A 17,637-nucleotide genomic window follows, 5' to 3' on the forward strand; every position below is an offset into this window, starting at 1 on the left:
ACCCATGGCCCGCCAAACCAGCCATCAGGTGGCTCCGGCCGCCCCTCCGAAATCCAAACCCCAGTCGCGGCCCAGAGACCCGGTCGCGTCCGGCACCCGTGATGCGTCTGTCAACCGCGCTGCCGGACACAACTATTTCCTCCTCGACAAATTCGAGGCGGGCGTCGCCCTCCTTGGGACAGAGGTCAAGTCCATCCGCGAAGGCAAAGCCAATCTCAAAGACGCCTACGGCATCATCAAAGACGGCGAGGCCTTTCTGCTCAACGCGCATATCGGTCCGTACTCTCACGGCAGCTACACCAATCACGAGTCGCTCCGCACTCGTAAGCTATTGCTGCACAGCGAGGAAATCCGCAAACTACTGAGCAAGACGCAGCAAAAGGGATTTACGCTCATCCCCACCCGCCTTTATTTCCGCAACGGGCGCGTTAAGTGCGAATTAGCCGTAGCCAAAGGTAAGCAGGACTGGGATAAGCGCGAAACCGAACGCCGCCGCGAAGCCGATCGCGAAGCCCGAGCGGCAATCGCCCGCAATAAGGGTGCGTGAAAACCTCGCTGCCTAGGACTCGCGCGATTCGCGCCTGAATAAAAACGCCTTCACGACGCCGATCCGCCGTTAGCCCTCTCGGAACAATGAAGCCGCCGGACGCCTGATCAGCCCCGATGAAAAGGTGCTCTGCTTCGGGTGCCACGCCACGAATGCAGCTCACGGAGCCCAGCTGACGCTGGTTAAGATGATTCCGCACCTGGGCCGAAATTGCCATGCAGGGAAAGCCTAGTATTGAGAATATTCGCTTCCAGCCCTATCGCCTTACGGGCAGCCAATGTTACGACCCGGACAACGCCCCGGATGCTGTGTTGCTTGCCATAACCCACACGAAGAAGAGATCTCTCAGCCCGAGGATTACGATGCAGTGCCAGGCCTGCCATAACGGCGGGAAACCGGGAGCCAAGGCCTGTTCAGTCTCGAAAAGCAAGTGCGTGACCTGCCATATGCCCAAGATCGAACTGCCGGGAGGCCATTACAAATTTTCCGATCATCGCATCGGATCGTGAAATCCAATGAGCCCTATCCCTGAGTGACCTCGCCTTAGCGGCCCAGCTCTGTACCATCCGTGGCGCTGAAGGACGACAGGCCAAAATCCTTCCAATGGCTGTCGTGATCATCGTAGAAGCCGATGCCAGGATTCCCCGAGGTCCAGGGTCCAAACGCCCCAAACCCTCCTCCCGCAGCCCCCGAATCCGTAGCCTGCAGAATCTGTGTGCCGTTCTTATACAGGGTGATCACAGTCGGATTCGCCCCGGTTGCAGTGGCCCGAATCACGTCACCATCCGACAGATATGCTGAGCTATTCCCTGTCTCGAAGTTCCAGTAACTGCCGTTGGGACCATTCCATCGGGCAATGTGGCAATACGGCTTGTCAGGCATAACGCTGCAATAGGCTTCATAGCCCGTGATGCTGTGGTCAGCGATCGTCGTCCTGAGCCGCAATTCGACTTCGTGGCAGCAACCGCCCGTCGGTATTTTGTTGAGCTTGACCGTAGCCGTAGCCGTCTGTGTCGGGCTCCATGTGCCGGTAAGAATGGCAGTCGGATCGCCGTACTTGGTAGGCTCATCCACGCCATAAGAGAAACCGGAGACGGTTTGCACGTTGCCCCACAGACGCTCCCCTTCAAGAAAACTCCCGCCCGCCCAGAAACTCGCTCCCGCGTCGCTTCCTCCCACCCAGTTTCCGCTCTCACTGATCGGCTTCTCCGACCGTGGAAACGTGGTGCTGTAAAAATGCCCAGCTTTCGCACGTGTCGTACTCGTGGCGGTGGAACTGACTCTGCCCTCTCGGCAACCAATGACCAGCAATGTAAGGCAGACCGCAAAGATGGCTTGTTGGCGACGAATGGGTCGCCTTCCTGTGGCCATAATTCGATCCTGAATTGTCTTTTTTGGGGGAGTCTTGCGGCCATCATAGCAGGGACCGTGGAAGAAGATTTATGGCTCGAGCCCATACAGCAAGTCAACTCTAGTTCCCCGAACCGGCTGGCAACAACTAAAATATTAGTTACATTCTGCGACCAAATGCGTCTAATCAGTGGTCGGAAGGGACTAGAGCAAGCCACCAAACCCGGTCAAAATGCTGACTCAGAGTCGGTATTCGGTGTTGTGAAATGTTTCTGCCTGACGTCTTTCCTTGTTTCTTGGCCCGTAGCTTGCTTCGGCCTCTTCATGACCCTCGGGGAGTGAGGAGGATACATGAAGTCCTTTGCAGTATGTTGTCTGCTGATTGGAACTTTCGTCTGTGCCGCGTACGGTCAATCGGCTCTCAATGCAAGAAAGGCAAACCTACTGAGCTGCCTGGATAACTTCCCAGGCTGCAATCATTCACAGTTGACAAGCACGCACGCCAAGCAGATCGCAGCCCTGCACCACGATAAGGCTCTATGGGCCTGCATGGTCGACTACAGCGACTGCAATCGCTCGATATTAGCTCCGGCAGAGCTAAAGGAAGCGCAGGATTCCGCCCATCGTCAGAATCTCCTGTCCTGTGAAACGACTACAGATTTCTGCAACAAAGCTCTCTTGACTCCAGCTGAGACACAGGATGTTGCCGGGATTATCAGCCTGCAAAATCTTGCTAATTGCGAGACGGGGTCAGGCATCTGCAATCACTCGGCGCTGTCGCCCGCCCAGTTGTCTGAAGTGAAGAGTCTCGAGCACGAAAGGAACCTTCTCGCGTGCGAGACCGGGCAAGGTGAGTGTGACAAATCTCTGCTGACGCCCACCGAAGCAAAGCAAGCAGCGGTCATCGCTCACCAAAGAAATTTTATTGCCTGCAAAAGCGGTGAGGGTTATTGCGATACCTCTCAGCTGAGTCCGTCGGAGGCGAAGCAGATTGCCGATACCGCACGCCAGCGCAACGCGTTAGCTTGTGAGGCGGGTGATGCCAGCTGCGATCCGTCTCTGCTGAACGCGAAACAAGTACAACCAACCACAGGCCAGCCCGCTTCCTGAAGGGATGCGAGTTGTACTAGTCTGGTAGGCGCTCTCCTGATGGCATCACAGTCGAATCGCAAGAAGAAAGGAAAGAAATCATGCTAAGGCGGTGCTTCACGGTCTGTTTGCTTACCGGGTTCTCTCTCACTGCCTCTTTCGTTGCAAGCGCTCAGGAAGTGGTCCATGCCTTGTCCGGTACTGTGACCGCAATTAATCCGGCCGCAAAAACAATCGTCGTCAACACCAACGACGGCTCCTTCGGGCTCTTCAACGAACAAACCAAGTCCGATGTTGCGCTCTTGTTTGAGAATGACATTCGCTCCCGCACCATGCCTGCGGACACCTTTAAGGATAAGGGCGCGCAGGTCATCGTGTATTACTTCGGGGGCGGCTTTGGCCAATCCAGCGACCGCACCGTCGTTGCCCTGCAAAACCTGGGGGCCGGACCGATTGAGAAGGACACCGGGACCGTTGTCAAATTCAACAAACATGCGCTGACCATCAAAACCGATTCAGGCTCCGAGGAGACCTTCCAGATCGGCGATACCGCCGTTGCTGAGACCGCAACCGGCGCGGCGCGCGCCGAGAGATTTGATCCGGGAAAAGGAGAGCAGGTGCGCGTGATTGCCGCTCTCGACAACGGGCAGAAGACTCTTCTCTTTGTCCGCGAGATGTAAGCGCGCCAAGGCAGCGCCTGCAGCGTTGTCTTAGGAATTCAGTCTGCGATAGTCGGCTGGATCGGAGCTTACAAGAGAAGCATACAAGACCTATCCGAGAAAGCAATATGCAATCCCACGACACTGTTGACCAACCTCGTGATCTCAGCCGGCCTGAACATTTCGGTCGTTTGATCCGTACCTGATCCAATGAGCGCAACCACGACCGATCCGGCTGTTAAAGAAGACCGCGAGTCTTCTGTTCTCACTTCTGGAACAGCCATCGTCTGCTATGTCGCCTTCGTGCGCATTGTTCTCTATTTCATCGCCGGGCCGAACTACGGATATTTTCGCGATGAACTCTACTACCTCGCATGCGGCGAACATCTTGCATGGGGATATGTCGACCAGCCCCCCTTGATCGCCGGAATCGCGTGGCTTCTCCAGCACACCATCGGCACATCGCTCTGGGCGTTAAGGCTCCCGTCCGCCCTTGCAGGCGTCGCGACTATCGTTCTTGCCGGTCGGCTTGCGCGCGAGTTGGGAGGTCGCCGCTGGGCAATGTTCCTGGCGTCGCTTGCGGCATTGATGGCCCCCGTCTCATTGGCTCTCTCGCACCTGTTTACCATGAATGCCTTCGACCCGCTGCTCTGGACCGTGATTGCCTTGCTCATCGTATTTGTGGCGAAAAGTGGTAATGAGCGTCTTTGGCTCGCGATTGGCGTCCTGTCGGGAATCACGATTCTCAACAAATACGCCGTTATTTTTTGGCTTTCAGGCGTAATCATCGGCCTTTGCCTTACGCCCCTTCGTCAGAGTCTGCGTCGTCGCTGGTTCTGGCTGGGCTGCGCTCTCGCCGCTGTCATCGCCCTACCCAACTTCCTGTGGCAATGGCAGCATCAGTTCCCGTTTCTTCAGTTGATGCACAACATTCGCGAGAGCGGCCGCGACATCGTGCTCTCTCCCCTACCCTACCTTCTGGCGCAGGCGCAGATGTTGGGTTTTGTCGCAGCTTTGCTTGTGCCGTTTGCCCTCATCTTCTTCTTTTCGCGCCAAGGACAGCGTTTCCGCGTTCTCGGATGGGCCTATCTCATCTTTCTCGCGGAAATGATGCTTCTCCACGGCAAGATGTACTACGTCGCGCCCGTCTATCCCATCATGTTCGCCGGCGGGGCGGTGTGGCTCGAATCGGTAACCAGCCACAAGCGTTGGATCTGGGCCAAGCCTGCTCTCGCTTTGGCCATCACCGCCATCAGCGGCATCTATGCGCCCACGATTCTGCCCATCCTCAGCGTTTCCCATTTTCTTGCCTACGAGCAGAGAATGGGCATCGAGCAGCAGAAGTTCGAGCACTCCCGCGAGGGAGTCTTGCCGCAGCTCTACGCGGACATGTTTGGCTGGGAAGGGATGACGCAACGGGTGGCTGCCTACTACCACACGCTCTCTCCTGAAGACCAGCAGAAAACAGCGATCTTCGCGAACAACTACGGCGAAGCCGGAGCCATCGATTTCTTCGGGCCGAAGTACGGCCTTCCCAAAGCCATCGGTGGACATCAGAACTACTGGATCTGGGGTCCGCGTCAGTACACCGGCGAGAGCCTCATCGTCCTGGGCGAGGGCGACGAGAGCAATATGCAGAACGACTGCGCCAGCTACTCGGTCATCGGCGACACGAAAGACCCGCTCTCACGCCCGGACGAATGGCTGCCGATCTATCACTGCCGCGGTTTCAAGTGGAACCTGCAAACATTCTGGCCAGAGCTCAAACGCTGGAGATGAGTCGCCACTCGCAGTCCTGAAAGACACAACCGTCGCGGTACGCACAGAAATTCAGGTGGATTCCTTTTCCCAAATTGGAATCCCAGCTCAGAGATAATTTATTCGTTCCAACAACTACTGGCGTACTATTTCGACTCAGTCAGATAAAATAGAAATAGGACGCTTGCCTCAAGAGACCAGCTAACTCGCTGATTCCAAAGAAACCACGCCAAAGAACACCTCGTAACTAGCTGAAACAAGGGAATTTAGCGCAAAAACATATCTAAGTATATGAAAACAGCTAATTTACGAATTAGTAGGGGGGACTCAGGGTTAATCTACCAGGGCAATGTCACCTGAGTGTCAGAGCGAGCGAATAGCGAGCGCCGCTTCACGCGATGGCAATGGTTACACTGGAAACATGAAGACCACCCTCCAGACTGGCTCCGCAGCCGCCATCGAAACCGAACTCCTCGTCGTCTTTACGACTGACGCAGCCACCGGCAAGGACGCCAAGCCCGAAATCTCGCTCCTGGCAGATGAAGAAGCCATCCAGAAAGCCGCCGCCAATGTCTTGACAACAGGCGAATTCGCCAGCGGCGGCAACGAAGCCATCCTGCTGCATGCGCCCGCAGGCCTCAAAGCCAGGCGACTGCTCCTCGTCGGACTCGGCAAGTCCGCAAAATGTACCGTCCATGACGTCCGTAAGGCCGCAGGAACGGCCGTTCGCTTCGCCAAGCCCCGCAAGCTGCGCGAGCTGACCGTCCTGCTCCCCACCACCTTCAACGCAGCCGCAACCGCCCGCGCCGCCGCCGAGGGAGCAATCCTCGCCGACTTCGACCCGGACACCTACCGTAGCGACCGCAAAGACCAGAGCATCCAGTCACTCACCGTACTCACTCCGGCCAGCCTCGACCCGAAGGCCGCCGAAGCCGGCTTCAACGAAGGCGTCATCATCGCCGAATCGCAGAACTTCACCCGCACCCTGGTCAACGAGCCGGGAAACCGCATGACCCCGACCATCCTCGGCCAGAGGGCAGCCGAAATGGCACAGGAAGTCGGCCTCAAATGCGACGTTTTCGGCATGGAAAAGCTCCACGAACTCAAGATGGGCGCTTTCATCGGCGTCGCCCAAGGCTCCGAAGAACCGCCAGCGCTGATCGTGATCCGCTACGAGCCTGCCAATGCCCCTGCTGACGGCCCCGTCATCGGCCTCGTCGGCAAAGGCATCACTTTCGACACCGGAGGCATCTCCATCAAGCCCTCCGACAACATGGAGAAGATGAAGTACGACATGGCCGGAGGCGCGGCCATGATCGGAGCCATGCGCGCCATCGCCCAGCTCAAGCCGGCGGTCAGCGTCATTGCCATCGTCTGCGCCACCGAGAACATGCCTTCCGGCAGCGCCTACAAGCCTGGGGATGTGCTCACGGCCATGTCCGGCAAGACCATCGACGTGATCAATACGGACGCTGAAGGCCGCCTCGTTCTCGCCGACGGTCTCGCCTATGCAAGACAGCTAGGAGCAACGCATCTCATCAACGCCGCCACGCTCACCGGAGCCGTAGCCGTAGCCCTTGGCCAGATCAACGCCGGAGTCTTCTCCAACGACGAAGACGCCTTCCAGCACTTCACCGACGGTCTGACAAAGTCCGGCGAACGCTTCTGGCGTCTGCCGCTCGACGATGACTACCGCGAGCAGATCCGTTCCGACATTGCCGACATCAAGAACACCGGAGGCCGCTACGGCGGGGCCATCACCGCCGCCATGTTCCTCAAGGAGTTCGCCGAAGACACACCCTGGATACACCTCGACATTGCCAGCATGGCCTGGCAGGACGACGCCAAGCCCTGGACCGCCAAAGGACCGACCGGGGTAGCGGTACGCAGCATCGTCGAATGGGTCCGCAGCTACGCAAAGTAGGGCTTAAACGTAAGTTAGAAATAAGAAAGCGCGCCGAAATGGCGCGCTTTCTTGTCGAACAGAGCACGACTTTAAGAGGCAGCCTTCAGATGTTTCCCATCCGCAATTTCTTCGATCACCTTCTTATTGAAAGCCGGAAGATCCTCTGGCTTTCGACTGGTAATGAAATTCCCATCGAGCACCACTTCTTTATCGACCCAGTTCGCGCCGGCGTTCTTCAAGTCGGTCTTCAACGACGGCCATGAGGTCAGTGTATGACCCTTCACCACTCCAGCTTCGATCAATGTCCACGGCCCGTGACAAATCGCGGCAACCGGCTTGCCCGATTGCGCAAACTCCTTCACAAAGCGCACAGCCGTCTCATCCATGCGAAGGTGGTCGGGATTCGCGACGCCACCGGGCAACACCAGCGCGTCGTAGTCGCTCGGGCTGGCGCTGCCCAGTGCTTTATCGACCCTTATAGAGTCGCCCCAGTCTTTAGACTTCCACCCTCGGATTTCGCCGGACTTCGGCGAGATCACCTCGGTCACGGCGCCGGCTTGTTCGAGTGCCTTCTTCGGTTCGGTAAGTTCAACCTGTTCAAAGCCATCCGTGGCTAGAATTGCGACTCTCTTACCTGTCAGGTTTTGCTGCATGCCATCTACCTCCACTTCTGCGGCATACCATCTGGATTTTGCGTGCTTTACTTTGTAGGAAGACGCTCTCACGGATGCGGTTGCCAGAGAACGCCGTGCAAAACCCTGAGACTGAATATAAATTTTCATTGAATAAGCCTAGGCAGGAAGCATCCGTCTGAACGGATGCAAACAACAGACATTCAAAGAGGAGGGATTCAAGTGCGGAACTTCACGACGATCCAAAAGTTCGCGGCAGCAACTCTCACGCTTACCCTGTTCGGCTTCGCGGGATGCAACTCAAACAGCGGCTCGGAAAATGTAGCGCTTTCCGGAGCAGGCAGCACATTTGTATATCCGGTAATGCAACGCTGGATTCAGGACTTCTCTGGGGTTCACAAGAACGTTCAAATCAACTATCAGTCCATCGGCTCCGGTGGCGGAATCCAACAGGTTAAATCGGGCACTGTAGACTTCGGAGCATCCGACGCAGCACTGGATGACCAGCAGCTCGGCGAAATGAAGCCCGTGATCCAGATTCCGGAATCGGCTGGACCGGTCTGCATTACCTACAACCTCCCTGACCTGAAACAGCCGCTACAACTTTCAGCCGACTCCCTTGCGGGCATCTTTCTCGGCACAATCAAGACTTGGCAAGATTCGGCAATCGCAAAGGACAATCCGGGTGTCACGCTGCCCAAACAGCCCGTCGTCGTTTCACACCGCGCAGAAGGCAGCGGCACTACGAACATCTTTACGACCTACCTCTCAGCTGTCAGCCCTGAATGGCAGGCAAAGGTTGGCAAAGGCAATTCCGTGAGTTGGCCTGTCGGCATCGGAGGCAAAGGCAGTGAAGGCGTTACTGGAAACATTCGCCAATCTCCGGGCGCAATTGGCTACGTCGAATTGACCTATGCCGAACAGAATCATCTGCCTGTAGCAAAGATCAAGAATCAAGCTGGACAGTATGTCGCCGCTACTGCCGCCGCAACAACCGCCGCCATCAATGCCTTCAGTGGGCAGCTTTCGCAGGATCCTCGCCTTCCGATCGTAAATCCCCCAGCCTCAGCCGCCGATGCCTATCCAATCTCCGGCCTGACCTTTCTCATCATCCCGAAAGACGGCGCAGGCAAGGCAAAACGCACCGCACTGAAAAATTTTGCGCAGTACATCATCACAGATGGACAAGCAACCGCAGGCACACTGAATTACGCGCCTCTGCCCGACGGAGTGAAGCAATACGATCAGCAGCAATTGCAAACGCTCACCGCCGACGGACAGCCACTGCAGTAGGTCAGGGCGATAGTTGTGTTAGAGCCTTCATTCTGACGACCGAAAGGAGGAAGAATCTCAGCGATGTAGGCAGATCGCTAAAATTCTTCCCCTTCACCTCGCCCGGGGTCAGAATGGCGACCATCGAATGAAGAAGCTTCGACTCACATCACTTCCGGAGCACTAATCCCCAGCCACGCCAGCGATCGAATCAACTCGCGCTGCGCAATCGCAGCCGTGGCCAGCAGAAACTTCTTTCGCTCAGGATAGGCCTCGGTCAGGATGTGGTGCTTGCGGTAGAAATTGCTGAACTCCTGCGCCAGCTGGAAGGCATGCTTCGCCAGATACGCAGGTTCCGCCGTCGCGATGCACTGGTCGAGTAGCAGAGTCGTCTTCGCAGCCCGCAACCACACCTGCCAGATGCTGTCGCCGTCTTCTCCGGTAAGGTACGGAGAAGCATCCACGCCCGCGAATTCAGCCATCGCCTGCTCCGCAGTGATATCGCCCTTGCGAAAGATGCTGCGCGTGCGGACAACGGCGTACTGGATGTAAGGCCCCGTCTCGCCTTCAAAGCTCAGCGCGTCCTTGAAGTCGAAAGCAATGACGCTGTTGCGTGTGTACTTCAGCATGAAGTAGCGCAGCGCGCCGATCGCGATTTCGTTCGCAATCTGTACGCGCTCTTCGGCGCTCAATTCGGGGTGGCGCTTGTCCACTTCCGATCGCGATGCGGCGATCAGCTTGTCGATCAGATCGTCAGCCTTCACGCCAAAGCCCTTGCGTCCTGAGACCTCGATGTAAGGCCGCCCACGATCTTCTTCCGCAACCTCATACCCAAGCTCCTCAGCGCAGCGCGGAGTGAGCGCAACCATTTCGTACGAGAAGTGCGTGTAATGCGCCGCCTGATCCGTATAGCCGAGCCCGCGCAGAGCCTCAATCACGTTTGCCTGCGGATCAGACTGCCGCGAGTCGATCACATTATAAATTGCCTGTGCACCGCCAAAGTGCGGATGATCCGGCTCGCCTTGGTCTGCTGAAATCCAACACGTGTGATTTGGATACTCGAAAAATTTCTGGTAGCCAAAGTCGCGCCCAAGCAGGCCGAACTTCCACAGGTGATACGCAATGTCCTTGCCGACATACGTCACCGTCCCATTCGAGCGCACGATGACCTTCGCGTCCTCGTCGGGGCCGTCAGCGGCATCTTCGGTCTGGGCGGCACCAGCTCTGGTCATTACCCAACAGCCCTTGTTCTTGCCTTCTGTCTCGAAATAGAGCACGCCCTTGGCCTTCAACTGCTCGAAAGCCAGATTCCAGAAGTGCAGGTGCAGAATCTCGCTCTCGCGTGGCAGCAGATCGTACTCGATATCAAGCCGCAACATGGTTTCGAGATGCCGCCGCAGCACCGCTGTCGAAATCAGCTCGCCAACCTGTGACTCTTCATTGCCGCCATGCTCGATCGCGTGCAATGTATCGAGCCTGACCTGCTTGCGCGCCTGCTTTTGCGCCTCATTCTCCTCATACCACTGCGAAACGCGCGCATACAAATCCCAGCAGTAGTAATCGATGCGCTCGCCGCTCGCCGCAAGCTTCGCCATCAACGCCTGCACATCGCCGAGCGACATTCCCTCAAGATGCATCAGCCCCACAACCACATCGGCCACCTGCACCCCGGTGTTGTCGATGTAGTTCTGCACATCGACCTTTTGCCCGATAGCACGCAGCAGGCGCACGAACGTATCGCCAAGGATCGCATTCCGCAGGTGGCCCACGTGCGCAGCCTTATTGGGATTGATGCTCGTGTGCTCCACCAGAGAATGCAGACCACCACCGGCAATCTCAACATCTGCGCCTGCTGCAACATCGCAAACCGCGACCCCGCGATCCAGCCGCGCATTGATGTACCCCGCGCCGGCAACCTCGAATCCGGCAAAGCCTTCCAGCGGAGACAACTCCGTCACTATCTCGTCGGCGATCTTGCGCGGAGCATTCTTCAACTTGCGGGCCAGTTCAAACGCAATCGGCAGCGCATACTCGCCGAACTTGATCTCGGGCGGCTGCTCAATGGCAATTGTGTCCAACTCAACCTGGAACTTGTCGCGCAGCACAGCGCGCAGACGTTCAAGCAGCTTCTTCTGTTCTCTTAAATACACGTGGGTTCACCGGGAAATGTGTGCGCGGCGCGCCGGGTCAAATACTTGATTTTATTACTTGATTCTAACAGGGAGAACTGCTGGTTCCCCACATCGCGAAAAGATGTGGGTTTGACAGATCGTTTCACCCAGGATTCCTGTTCCCACATCTCTCGAGATATTGGGCGCGCCATTGCCTGAGCTAAGATAAAGAGAGTAACTTCAAGAAATATCTGCGCATGTCGAACCCCGAAAAGTTTTACCTCACCACCCCGATCTACTACGTCAACGCTCGCCCGCACATTGGCCATGCATACACCACCATCGTGGCCGATGCGATCGCACGTCGCAAGCGCGCCCTCGGCATCGACACCTGGTTCCTCACCGGAACCGACGAGCACGGCCAGAAGATCGAGCGTTCTGCAAAGCAGGCCGGAATCGACCCGCAGCACTTCACCGACAAAGTCGCAGCAGAATTTCGCGGCCTGTGGGACCGCTTGGGTCTCACCTACGACGACTTCATCCGCACCACCGAGCCGCGCCACAAGCAGGCCGTGCAGAAATTCTTCACTCTGCTTAAGGAACGCGGATACATTTACAAGGGCTCGTATACCGGCCAGTATTGCGTCTTCGATGAGGCTTTCGTCGATGTTCCTCCGGGTGCTCCGTGTCCGGACTGCGGCCGTCCCACAGAAACCCTCAGTGAAGAGAACTACTTCTTCAAGCTCTCGGCCTTTGAGCGCAAGCTACTTGAGTTCTACGATGCAAACCCCGACTTCATCCGCCCCGAGACGCGCCGCAACGAGGTGATCTCGTTCGTGCGCAGCGGCCTCAAGGATCTGTCCGTAAGCCGCACCAGCATCAAGTGGGGCATCCCCGTTCCCGGCGACGAGCAGCACGTCATCTACGTCTGGCTCGACGCGCTCGCCAACTACATCACTGCTCTCGGCTACGGGAGCAGCGACGCATCGAAGTTCGATCGCTACTGGGCCGCCGATCTGCAAATCGTGGGCAAGGAGATCAGTCGCTTCCACTGCGTCTATTGGCCCGCGTTCCTGATGGCCGCCGGACTGCCGCTGCCAAAGAGCATCGTCGCCCACGGCTGGCTGCTCTTTGAAGAAAGCAAAATGTCAAAGTCGCGCGGCAACATCGTGCGCGCCGAAACGATTCTCGATGTCCTCGGAGCCGATGCGCTGCGCTACTTCCTGTTGCGCGAAATTAGATTTGGGCAGGATGGCAGTTTTTCATTCGATGCGTTAGTTCAGCGCTATAACGCTGACATGGCTAATGGCTACGGAAATCTCGTTAGCCGCACGCTGACTATGATTCAGAAATATTTTGACGAAGCAATTCCGGAAGCGGACATAAGAACTACTCCGAATTTATCAGGGGATCCCTTGCGGCCCCCGCATAGTGAAACAGGCGGCCTAGTTCTACTACAGGATATAGCCCAAGGTGCGATTGAGCCTGTAGCAGAGGACTACGACAATCTTCGATTTGCCGCTGCTCTTGAGAGAATATGGTTCGTCGTTGCAATGGTAGACGGCGAATTGACCAGCAAAGCGCCTTGGAAAGATCTTGTTGGCTTTTCAAAAGAAGAGCAGGAAAAATACCGCGCAGAAATTCTCTATACCGCAGCCGAAGCCATCCGCATCATCACCGCGCTCGTCTATCCCATCATTCCCGACGCAGCCGCCAGAGTATGGGCTCAATTGGGCCTCGGCGACATCAAGAAAGCCGATCTGAAAAATCTCAAATGGGGAGACCTCAAGCCCGGCACAAAACTCGGCGAACTCGGCCCCGTCTTTCCCCGCGCAGAAAAGGACGCGATCACACGTATGCAGGAAATCGAACAGCAGAACAACACCCCGAAACCGGATGAGGCTCCAGCCGCCGTGCCCGCTCCAGCCGAAGTCGCAGGCGCGGCAGCAGCCGCAGGCCAGAGCAGAGCACACGCCGCCCCGGAGCACCACACCTCGAAGCTTGAATCCATCGTGGACGGATTGGCCGTCGCTATGTCGGAATCCACCAGCGAAAGCAGCACAGTGGCGGCATTCGCGGGTGCGATCCGGGCCGATATCACCGGCGGACCGCGGGAAACTCCAGCTGCGGCGCAAGCCACGGCAGCTTCGGAGGCGCCCGCAGTTCCGGATAAGATCACGATCGACGACTTCGCCAAAGTCGAGCTGCGTGTCGCGCAGATCAAAGTCGCCGAGCGCGTTCCGAAAGCTGACAAGCTGCTGCGTCTCGAAGTCGACCTCGGCTATGAAACGCGCCAGATCCTTGCAGGAATTGCGGGAGCCTATGAGCCGGAATCGCTGATCGGCCGCAAGGTCATCATCGTCGCCAACCTTGCGCCGCGCAAGCTGCGCGGACTCGAGTCAAACGGCATGATCGTCGCCGCTTCTTTAGGCGAAAAGGACAAGCCGGTGCTCGCCGGCTTCCTCGAAGACGTGGAAATCGGCGCGCGGCTGAAATAAGCGAGGTCTAATTGCTCATCGATTCCCACGCGCATCTCGACAGTCCGCGCTACGACGAGGACCGCGACGCCCTGCTCGAGCGCGCGTGGCAGGCTGACGTGCGCAGCGTGCTCTCCATCGGCATCGGCGACGGTCCGGATACAATGTACCGCGCCCTTGAGCTGAGCCGCGAATATGCCGGCCGGCCGGAAACGCCGCGCATCCTCGCCACCGCAGGAGTCCATCCCCACGAAGCACAGCTCTGCGACGAAGCTGCGCTCACCAAACTCAACAACTTATTACAGGAACCGGAAGTCATCGCCTGCGGCGAAATCGGGCTCGACTACTTCTATGACCACTCGCCGCGCGACACGCAGAAGACAGTCTTTCGCCAGCAAATGGAAATCGCTGCCGCCTACAAAAAGCCCATCATCATCCACTGCCGTCCCTCGGACAACAGCACCAACGCCTGGGACGACACGCTGGACACGATCGAAACCGAATGGGCGCCGAAAGGACTGGGCGGCATCCTGCACTGCTTCACCGGCGAATGGGACCATGCCCGCCGCGCGATGGATTGCGGCTTTCTCATCTCCTTCGCGGGCAACATTACTTTCCCGAAGGCGCAGCCGATCCGCGACGTGGCCGTGCAGGTCCCACTCGATCGCATGCTGGTCGAAACCGACGCGCCATTTCTTGCTCCGGTGCCCAATCGCGGTAAGCGCAACGAACCCGCCTGGGTCGCTGGAGTCGCCGAAAAACTGGCCGAAATCCGCAATCTGTCTGCTGACGAAGTAGCTTCCCATACCACGGAAAACTTTCACCGATTTTTCAGTATCACAGCGAGCATGGCACACTGAGATCAGTGGTTTGCGCGGATAATCTGCCGTAGAGAGCGAGATCGGGTATGGCTCAGGACAATTCATTCGACATCGTAAGCAAAGTTGACATACAGGAAGTGCGTAACGCAATCGAGCAGGCTATCAAAGAGGTGCGCGCGCGTTTCGATCTGAAGGACTCGCACTCGGAAATCAAGCTCGAAGGCGACGACGCTATCCAACTTGCCTCCGCCGACGAGTACAAGCTGGAGGCGGTCAAGGAGATCCTTGCGCAAAAGCTGGTCAAGCGCGGCATATCGCTCAAGGCGCTTACCTATGGCAAGCTCGAACCCGCCACCGGATCGAGCGTTCGCCAGAAGATCACGTTGCAGCAGGGCATCCCCGGCGAAAAGGCGAAGGAGATCGTCCGCATCATTAAAGATTCCAAAAAGAAGGCGCAAGCATCCATTCAAGGTGATACCGTTCGTGTCAGCAGCAAAGATCGCGATACTCTACAGGAAGTGATCGCGATGCTGAAGGCGAAGGACCTCGGCATCGACATGCAGTTTACGAACTACCGGTCGAACTAAAGGAAGAGCAGGACCCAGTTTTTTGAGCACGAGCGAAGAGCCAGTGAGTACAACGACCATAGCGACGGCGAAAGAAGTCTTCGATCTTCTCCACGATGACCTGCGCGCCATCGAACGCGAGTTCGGCGATGACGCCGTCTCCTCCGTCAAGGCCATCACGGAAATTTCCGACTACCTGCGCGAAGGCGGCGGCAAACGCATCCGGCCCTCACTCCTGCTCCTCTCAGCAAAATCCCAGGGTTATTCCGGAGGCGGTATGGTCCGCCTCGGCGCGGTCGTCGAAATGGTGCACACGGCCACCCTCGTCCACGACGACATCATCGATGCAGCAGATACGCGCCGTGGCCGCCCCTCAGCCAACACCACGTGGGGTAATTCGAAATGCGTGCTGGCCGGTGACTGGCTCTATATGCAGGCCTTCCGTGTCGCTCTGGAAGAACGCAATTTCCGCGTGCTCGATCTACTCATCGGCCTGACGCAACAGATGGTCGAGGGCGAACTTCTACAAATGGAGACTCTGGGCCGTCCGGTCACCGAGCGGGAATATAACGACCTGATCTACCGCAAGACCGCCTGTCTCTTCGAAGTCTCAATGAGGCTGGGCTCAGTGCTCGCCAAGGTGAACGGTAAGACAGAAGCATCCATGGGCGAGTACGGCCATGCGCTCGGCCTAGCTTTCCAGATCGTCGATGACATACTGGATCTCACTGCAAGCGAAGAGGTCCTAGGCAAGCCCGTCGCCAGCGATCTGCGTGAGGGGAAGGCAACTCTTGCCGTCATCCACTCACTTGAGAACGGCACTCCTACCGATCGTGAAGCGATCCTTACCGTGCTTACGGACCAGAACTTCGAACGTGTAACACACAAAGAGATTCTTGCGATCCTCTCTCGTAACCAGTCCGTCGATTACGCAATGAACATCGCCTTCCGGCACGCGGAAAGAGCGCGCGCCGCGCTTGCTTCCCTGCCGGATTCAGACTTCAAGCGTGCGCTCCTCTGGGTACCGGATTTTGTCGTCGCCCGCGATAAGTAGCAATCAGTCACTTCCGCGCTACTGTGCTATTCTTTCGAGTTCATGTCTCAAGAACGCACAACTCCCATTCGGGTGCTCGTAGCAAAACCCGGCCTCGACGGCCATGATCGAGGTGCGAAGATCATCGCCCGCGCCTTACGTGACGCCGGAATGGAAGTCATCTATACGGGCCTGCGCCAAACCCCAGAAATGATCGTCAACGCGGCCATCCAAGAAGACGTCGATTGTGTCGGCCTCAGCATTTTATCTGGTGCTCACAACGCCATCGTGCCTCGCGTGACAGCATTGTTGAAAGAACGCGGCGCAGACGACGTTCTCGTCGTGCTCGGTGGAACCATCCCCGAGCAGGACGCCGAATTCCTAAGATCAAAGGGTGTAGCTGCCATCTTCGGACCAGGGACACCCCTCGAAACCACCATCAGCTTTATCCGCGAAAAGGTGAAGTCGTAACACCTGCGATGAGGGCAATCAGGACCACGTAGCCCACCAAACACCGTGACAGCCTGCGGACGTACCATCCCATGGGACTGAGATTAGAACGAAATGAATGCTATCGCAGTTGCTGGAGCTACTGCCGTTGGAAGGGATCTTTCTTCTGCTCGCGTGGAGGCGTTGGACGGCCCTCTTCGGCTCCGACGCTCTGCCGCGCTTCATTGTCATTCAGAGGCTGTAGGCCATCCGGCCCCGCTGCGGTGGGTGATCCCGGTACTGGCGGCTGTCCTGAAGCGGGGGCAGAAGCGGTGAGGTCAGGCTTGCCAGTCGTCGTTTCATCTGAGAGATATTGCCACGACGCATGCGCCTTGTTGGAACGTCCTGTTTCACAGCCGGTCACCAGTAACAGAGCAGCTGAGGTGAGAAGAATCGTGCGAGCGAACGTCATGCAATCCCTCCGCTGTCGATTCTAATGCAGAGATCGGATACACATAGTTCGTTTACCGCTGAGCGTGAAAAAAAATTCACGCTTATCACCGCAGCTGTGTACGCAAGGCCGTCGCATACTTGTCCGGTAACGTGCGCTTTTGCATCCGACCATCGACAACGACATGCGTTGTCTGGGCTTCAGCCAGAAGCTGAAATCCTTCGCTGCGCAAAAGACGATAGGCGAACTTGACCACTCCTGATCGCAACGCAACGATGCGGGTTTCAAGTATCAGCAACTCGTCATAGCGAGCCGGCGCCTTGTAACGGCAGGTGGCCTCGACGACGGGAAGATGGCAATCGTCCATCACTTCCATTTGTTTGTACTCAAACCCGAGTTCACGCAGACATTCGACGCGTCCCATTTCAAACCAGACAAAATAGTTGGCGTGGTAGACGACGCCCATCTGGTCGGTTTCTGCGTATCGTACACGCACTGTGATCGTTGAGGTTTGCTGCATGCAGATTTGAGTGTAA

At 57.0% G+C, this 17,637-nt stretch carries 15 protein-coding genes and 1 pseudogene; 11 read left to right on the forward strand and 5 right to left on the reverse strand.

Annotated features, from left to right (window positions below; all coding sequences use genetic code 11):
• Positions 1-4 precede the first annotated feature (4 nt).
• Entirely contained in the window at positions 5-547 is a 543-nt protein-coding gene (smpB, locus tag H7849_RS12525; RefSeq protein WP_186746957.1) for an SsrA-binding protein SmpB, read from the forward strand.
• Positions 548-1,090: 543 nt separating this feature from the next.
• On the opposite strand, the gene H7849_RS12530 is transcribed toward smpB, so the two are convergent.
• A complete protein-coding gene (locus H7849_RS12530; RefSeq protein WP_186746959.1) occupies positions 1,091-1,918 on the reverse strand; it encodes a hypothetical protein in 828 nt (275 codons plus the stop codon).
• Positions 1,919-2,446: 528 nt separating this feature from the next.
• Between H7849_RS12530 and H7849_RS12535 the strand changes: the two genes are divergently transcribed.
• From H7849_RS12535 to H7849_RS12550, 4 genes are all read left to right on the forward strand, one after another.
• The gene (locus H7849_RS12535; protein ID WP_186746961.1) at positions 2,447-3,007 is read left to right on the forward strand and encodes a hypothetical protein; all 561 of its coding nucleotides are present in this window, start codon (positions 2,447-2,449) and stop codon (positions 3,005-3,007) included.
• Between the two features lie 170 nt (positions 3,008-3,177).
• On the forward strand, positions 3,178-3,666 hold the full coding sequence (locus H7849_RS12540; protein WP_186746963.1) for a hypothetical protein: 489 nt from the start codon (positions 3,178-3,180) through the stop codon (positions 3,664-3,666).
• A 189-nt stretch (positions 3,667-3,855) separates the two neighbouring features.
• Positions 3,856-5,424: an ArnT family glycosyltransferase gene (locus tag H7849_RS12545; protein ID WP_186746965.1), complete on the forward strand. Its 1,569-nt coding sequence runs from the start codon at positions 3,856-3,858 to the stop codon at positions 5,422-5,424.
• 400 nt (positions 5,425-5,824) lie between these two features.
• The gene (locus H7849_RS12550; RefSeq protein WP_186747463.1) at positions 5,825-7,327 is read left to right on the forward strand and encodes a leucyl aminopeptidase; all 1,503 of its coding nucleotides are present in this window, start codon (positions 5,825-5,827) and stop codon (positions 7,325-7,327) included.
• Positions 7,328-7,398: 71 nt separating this feature from the next.
• On the opposite strand, the gene H7849_RS12555 is transcribed toward H7849_RS12550, so the two are convergent.
• Positions 7,399-8,091, reverse strand: coding sequence for a type 1 glutamine amidotransferase domain-containing protein (locus tag H7849_RS12555; protein ID WP_251106766.1), 693 nt, complete (start codon positions 8,089-8,091; stop codon positions 7,399-7,401).
• A 72-nt stretch (positions 8,092-8,163) separates the two neighbouring features.
• On the opposite strand from H7849_RS12555, the gene pstS reads away from it, so the two are divergent.
• Positions 8,164-9,234 (forward strand): phosphate ABC transporter substrate-binding protein PstS, encoded by a 1,071-nt coding sequence (gene pstS / locus H7849_RS12560; protein ID WP_186746967.1) that lies wholly within the window; start codon positions 8,164-8,166, stop codon positions 9,232-9,234.
• A gap of 143 nt (positions 9,235-9,377) precedes the next feature.
• On the opposite strand, the gene H7849_RS12565 is transcribed toward pstS, so the two are convergent.
• Positions 9,378-11,363, reverse strand: a complete 1,986-nt coding sequence (locus H7849_RS12565) for an arginine--tRNA ligase (protein WP_186746969.1) — start codon at positions 11,361-11,363, stop codon at positions 9,378-9,380.
• A 203-nt stretch (positions 11,364-11,566) separates the two neighbouring features.
• Between H7849_RS12565 and metG the strand changes: the two are divergent.
• The 5 genes and pseudogenes from metG to H7849_RS12590 form a co-directional block, all read left to right on the forward strand.
• A pseudogene (metG, locus tag H7849_RS12570) lies at positions 11,567-13,822 on the forward strand (methionine--tRNA ligase); the annotation flags it as partial.
• An 11-nt stretch (positions 13,823-13,833) separates the two neighbouring features.
• On the forward strand, positions 13,834-14,661 hold the full coding sequence (locus H7849_RS12575; RefSeq protein WP_186746972.1) for a TatD family hydrolase: 828 nt from the start codon (positions 13,834-13,836) through the stop codon (positions 14,659-14,661).
• Between the two features lie 47 nt (positions 14,662-14,708).
• Positions 14,709-15,209, forward strand: coding sequence for a YajQ family cyclic di-GMP-binding protein (locus H7849_RS12580; protein ID WP_186746974.1), 501 nt, complete (start codon positions 14,709-14,711; stop codon positions 15,207-15,209).
• Between the two features lie 43 nt (positions 15,210-15,252).
• On the forward strand, positions 15,253-16,242 hold the full coding sequence (locus tag H7849_RS12585; RefSeq protein ID WP_186746976.1) for a polyprenyl synthetase family protein: 990 nt from the start codon (positions 15,253-15,255) through the stop codon (positions 16,240-16,242).
• 42 nt (positions 16,243-16,284) lie between these two features.
• Positions 16,285-16,692: a cobalamin B12-binding domain-containing protein gene (locus tag H7849_RS12590; RefSeq protein WP_186746978.1), complete on the forward strand. Its 408-nt coding sequence runs from the start codon at positions 16,285-16,287 to the stop codon at positions 16,690-16,692.
• Positions 16,693-16,810: 118 nt separating this feature from the next.
• On the opposite strand, the gene H7849_RS12595 is transcribed toward H7849_RS12590, so the two are convergent.
• Together H7849_RS12595 and H7849_RS12600 are read right to left on the reverse strand one after the other, a co-directional pair.
• On the reverse strand, positions 16,811-17,122 hold the full coding sequence (locus H7849_RS12595) for a hypothetical protein (RefSeq protein ID WP_186746979.1): 312 nt from the start codon (positions 17,120-17,122) through the stop codon (positions 16,811-16,813).
• An 85-nt stretch (positions 17,123-17,207) separates the two neighbouring features.
• A complete protein-coding gene (locus tag H7849_RS12600; protein ID WP_186746981.1) occupies positions 17,208-17,621 on the reverse strand; it encodes an acyl-CoA thioesterase in 414 nt (137 codons plus the stop codon).
• Positions 17,622-17,637 lie beyond the last annotated feature (16 nt).

This window comes from Alloacidobacterium dinghuense (genome assembly GCF_014274465.1).
In the GTDB taxonomy this organism is placed as follows: Bacteria; Acidobacteriota; Terriglobia; order Terriglobales; family Acidobacteriaceae; genus Alloacidobacterium; species Alloacidobacterium dinghuense.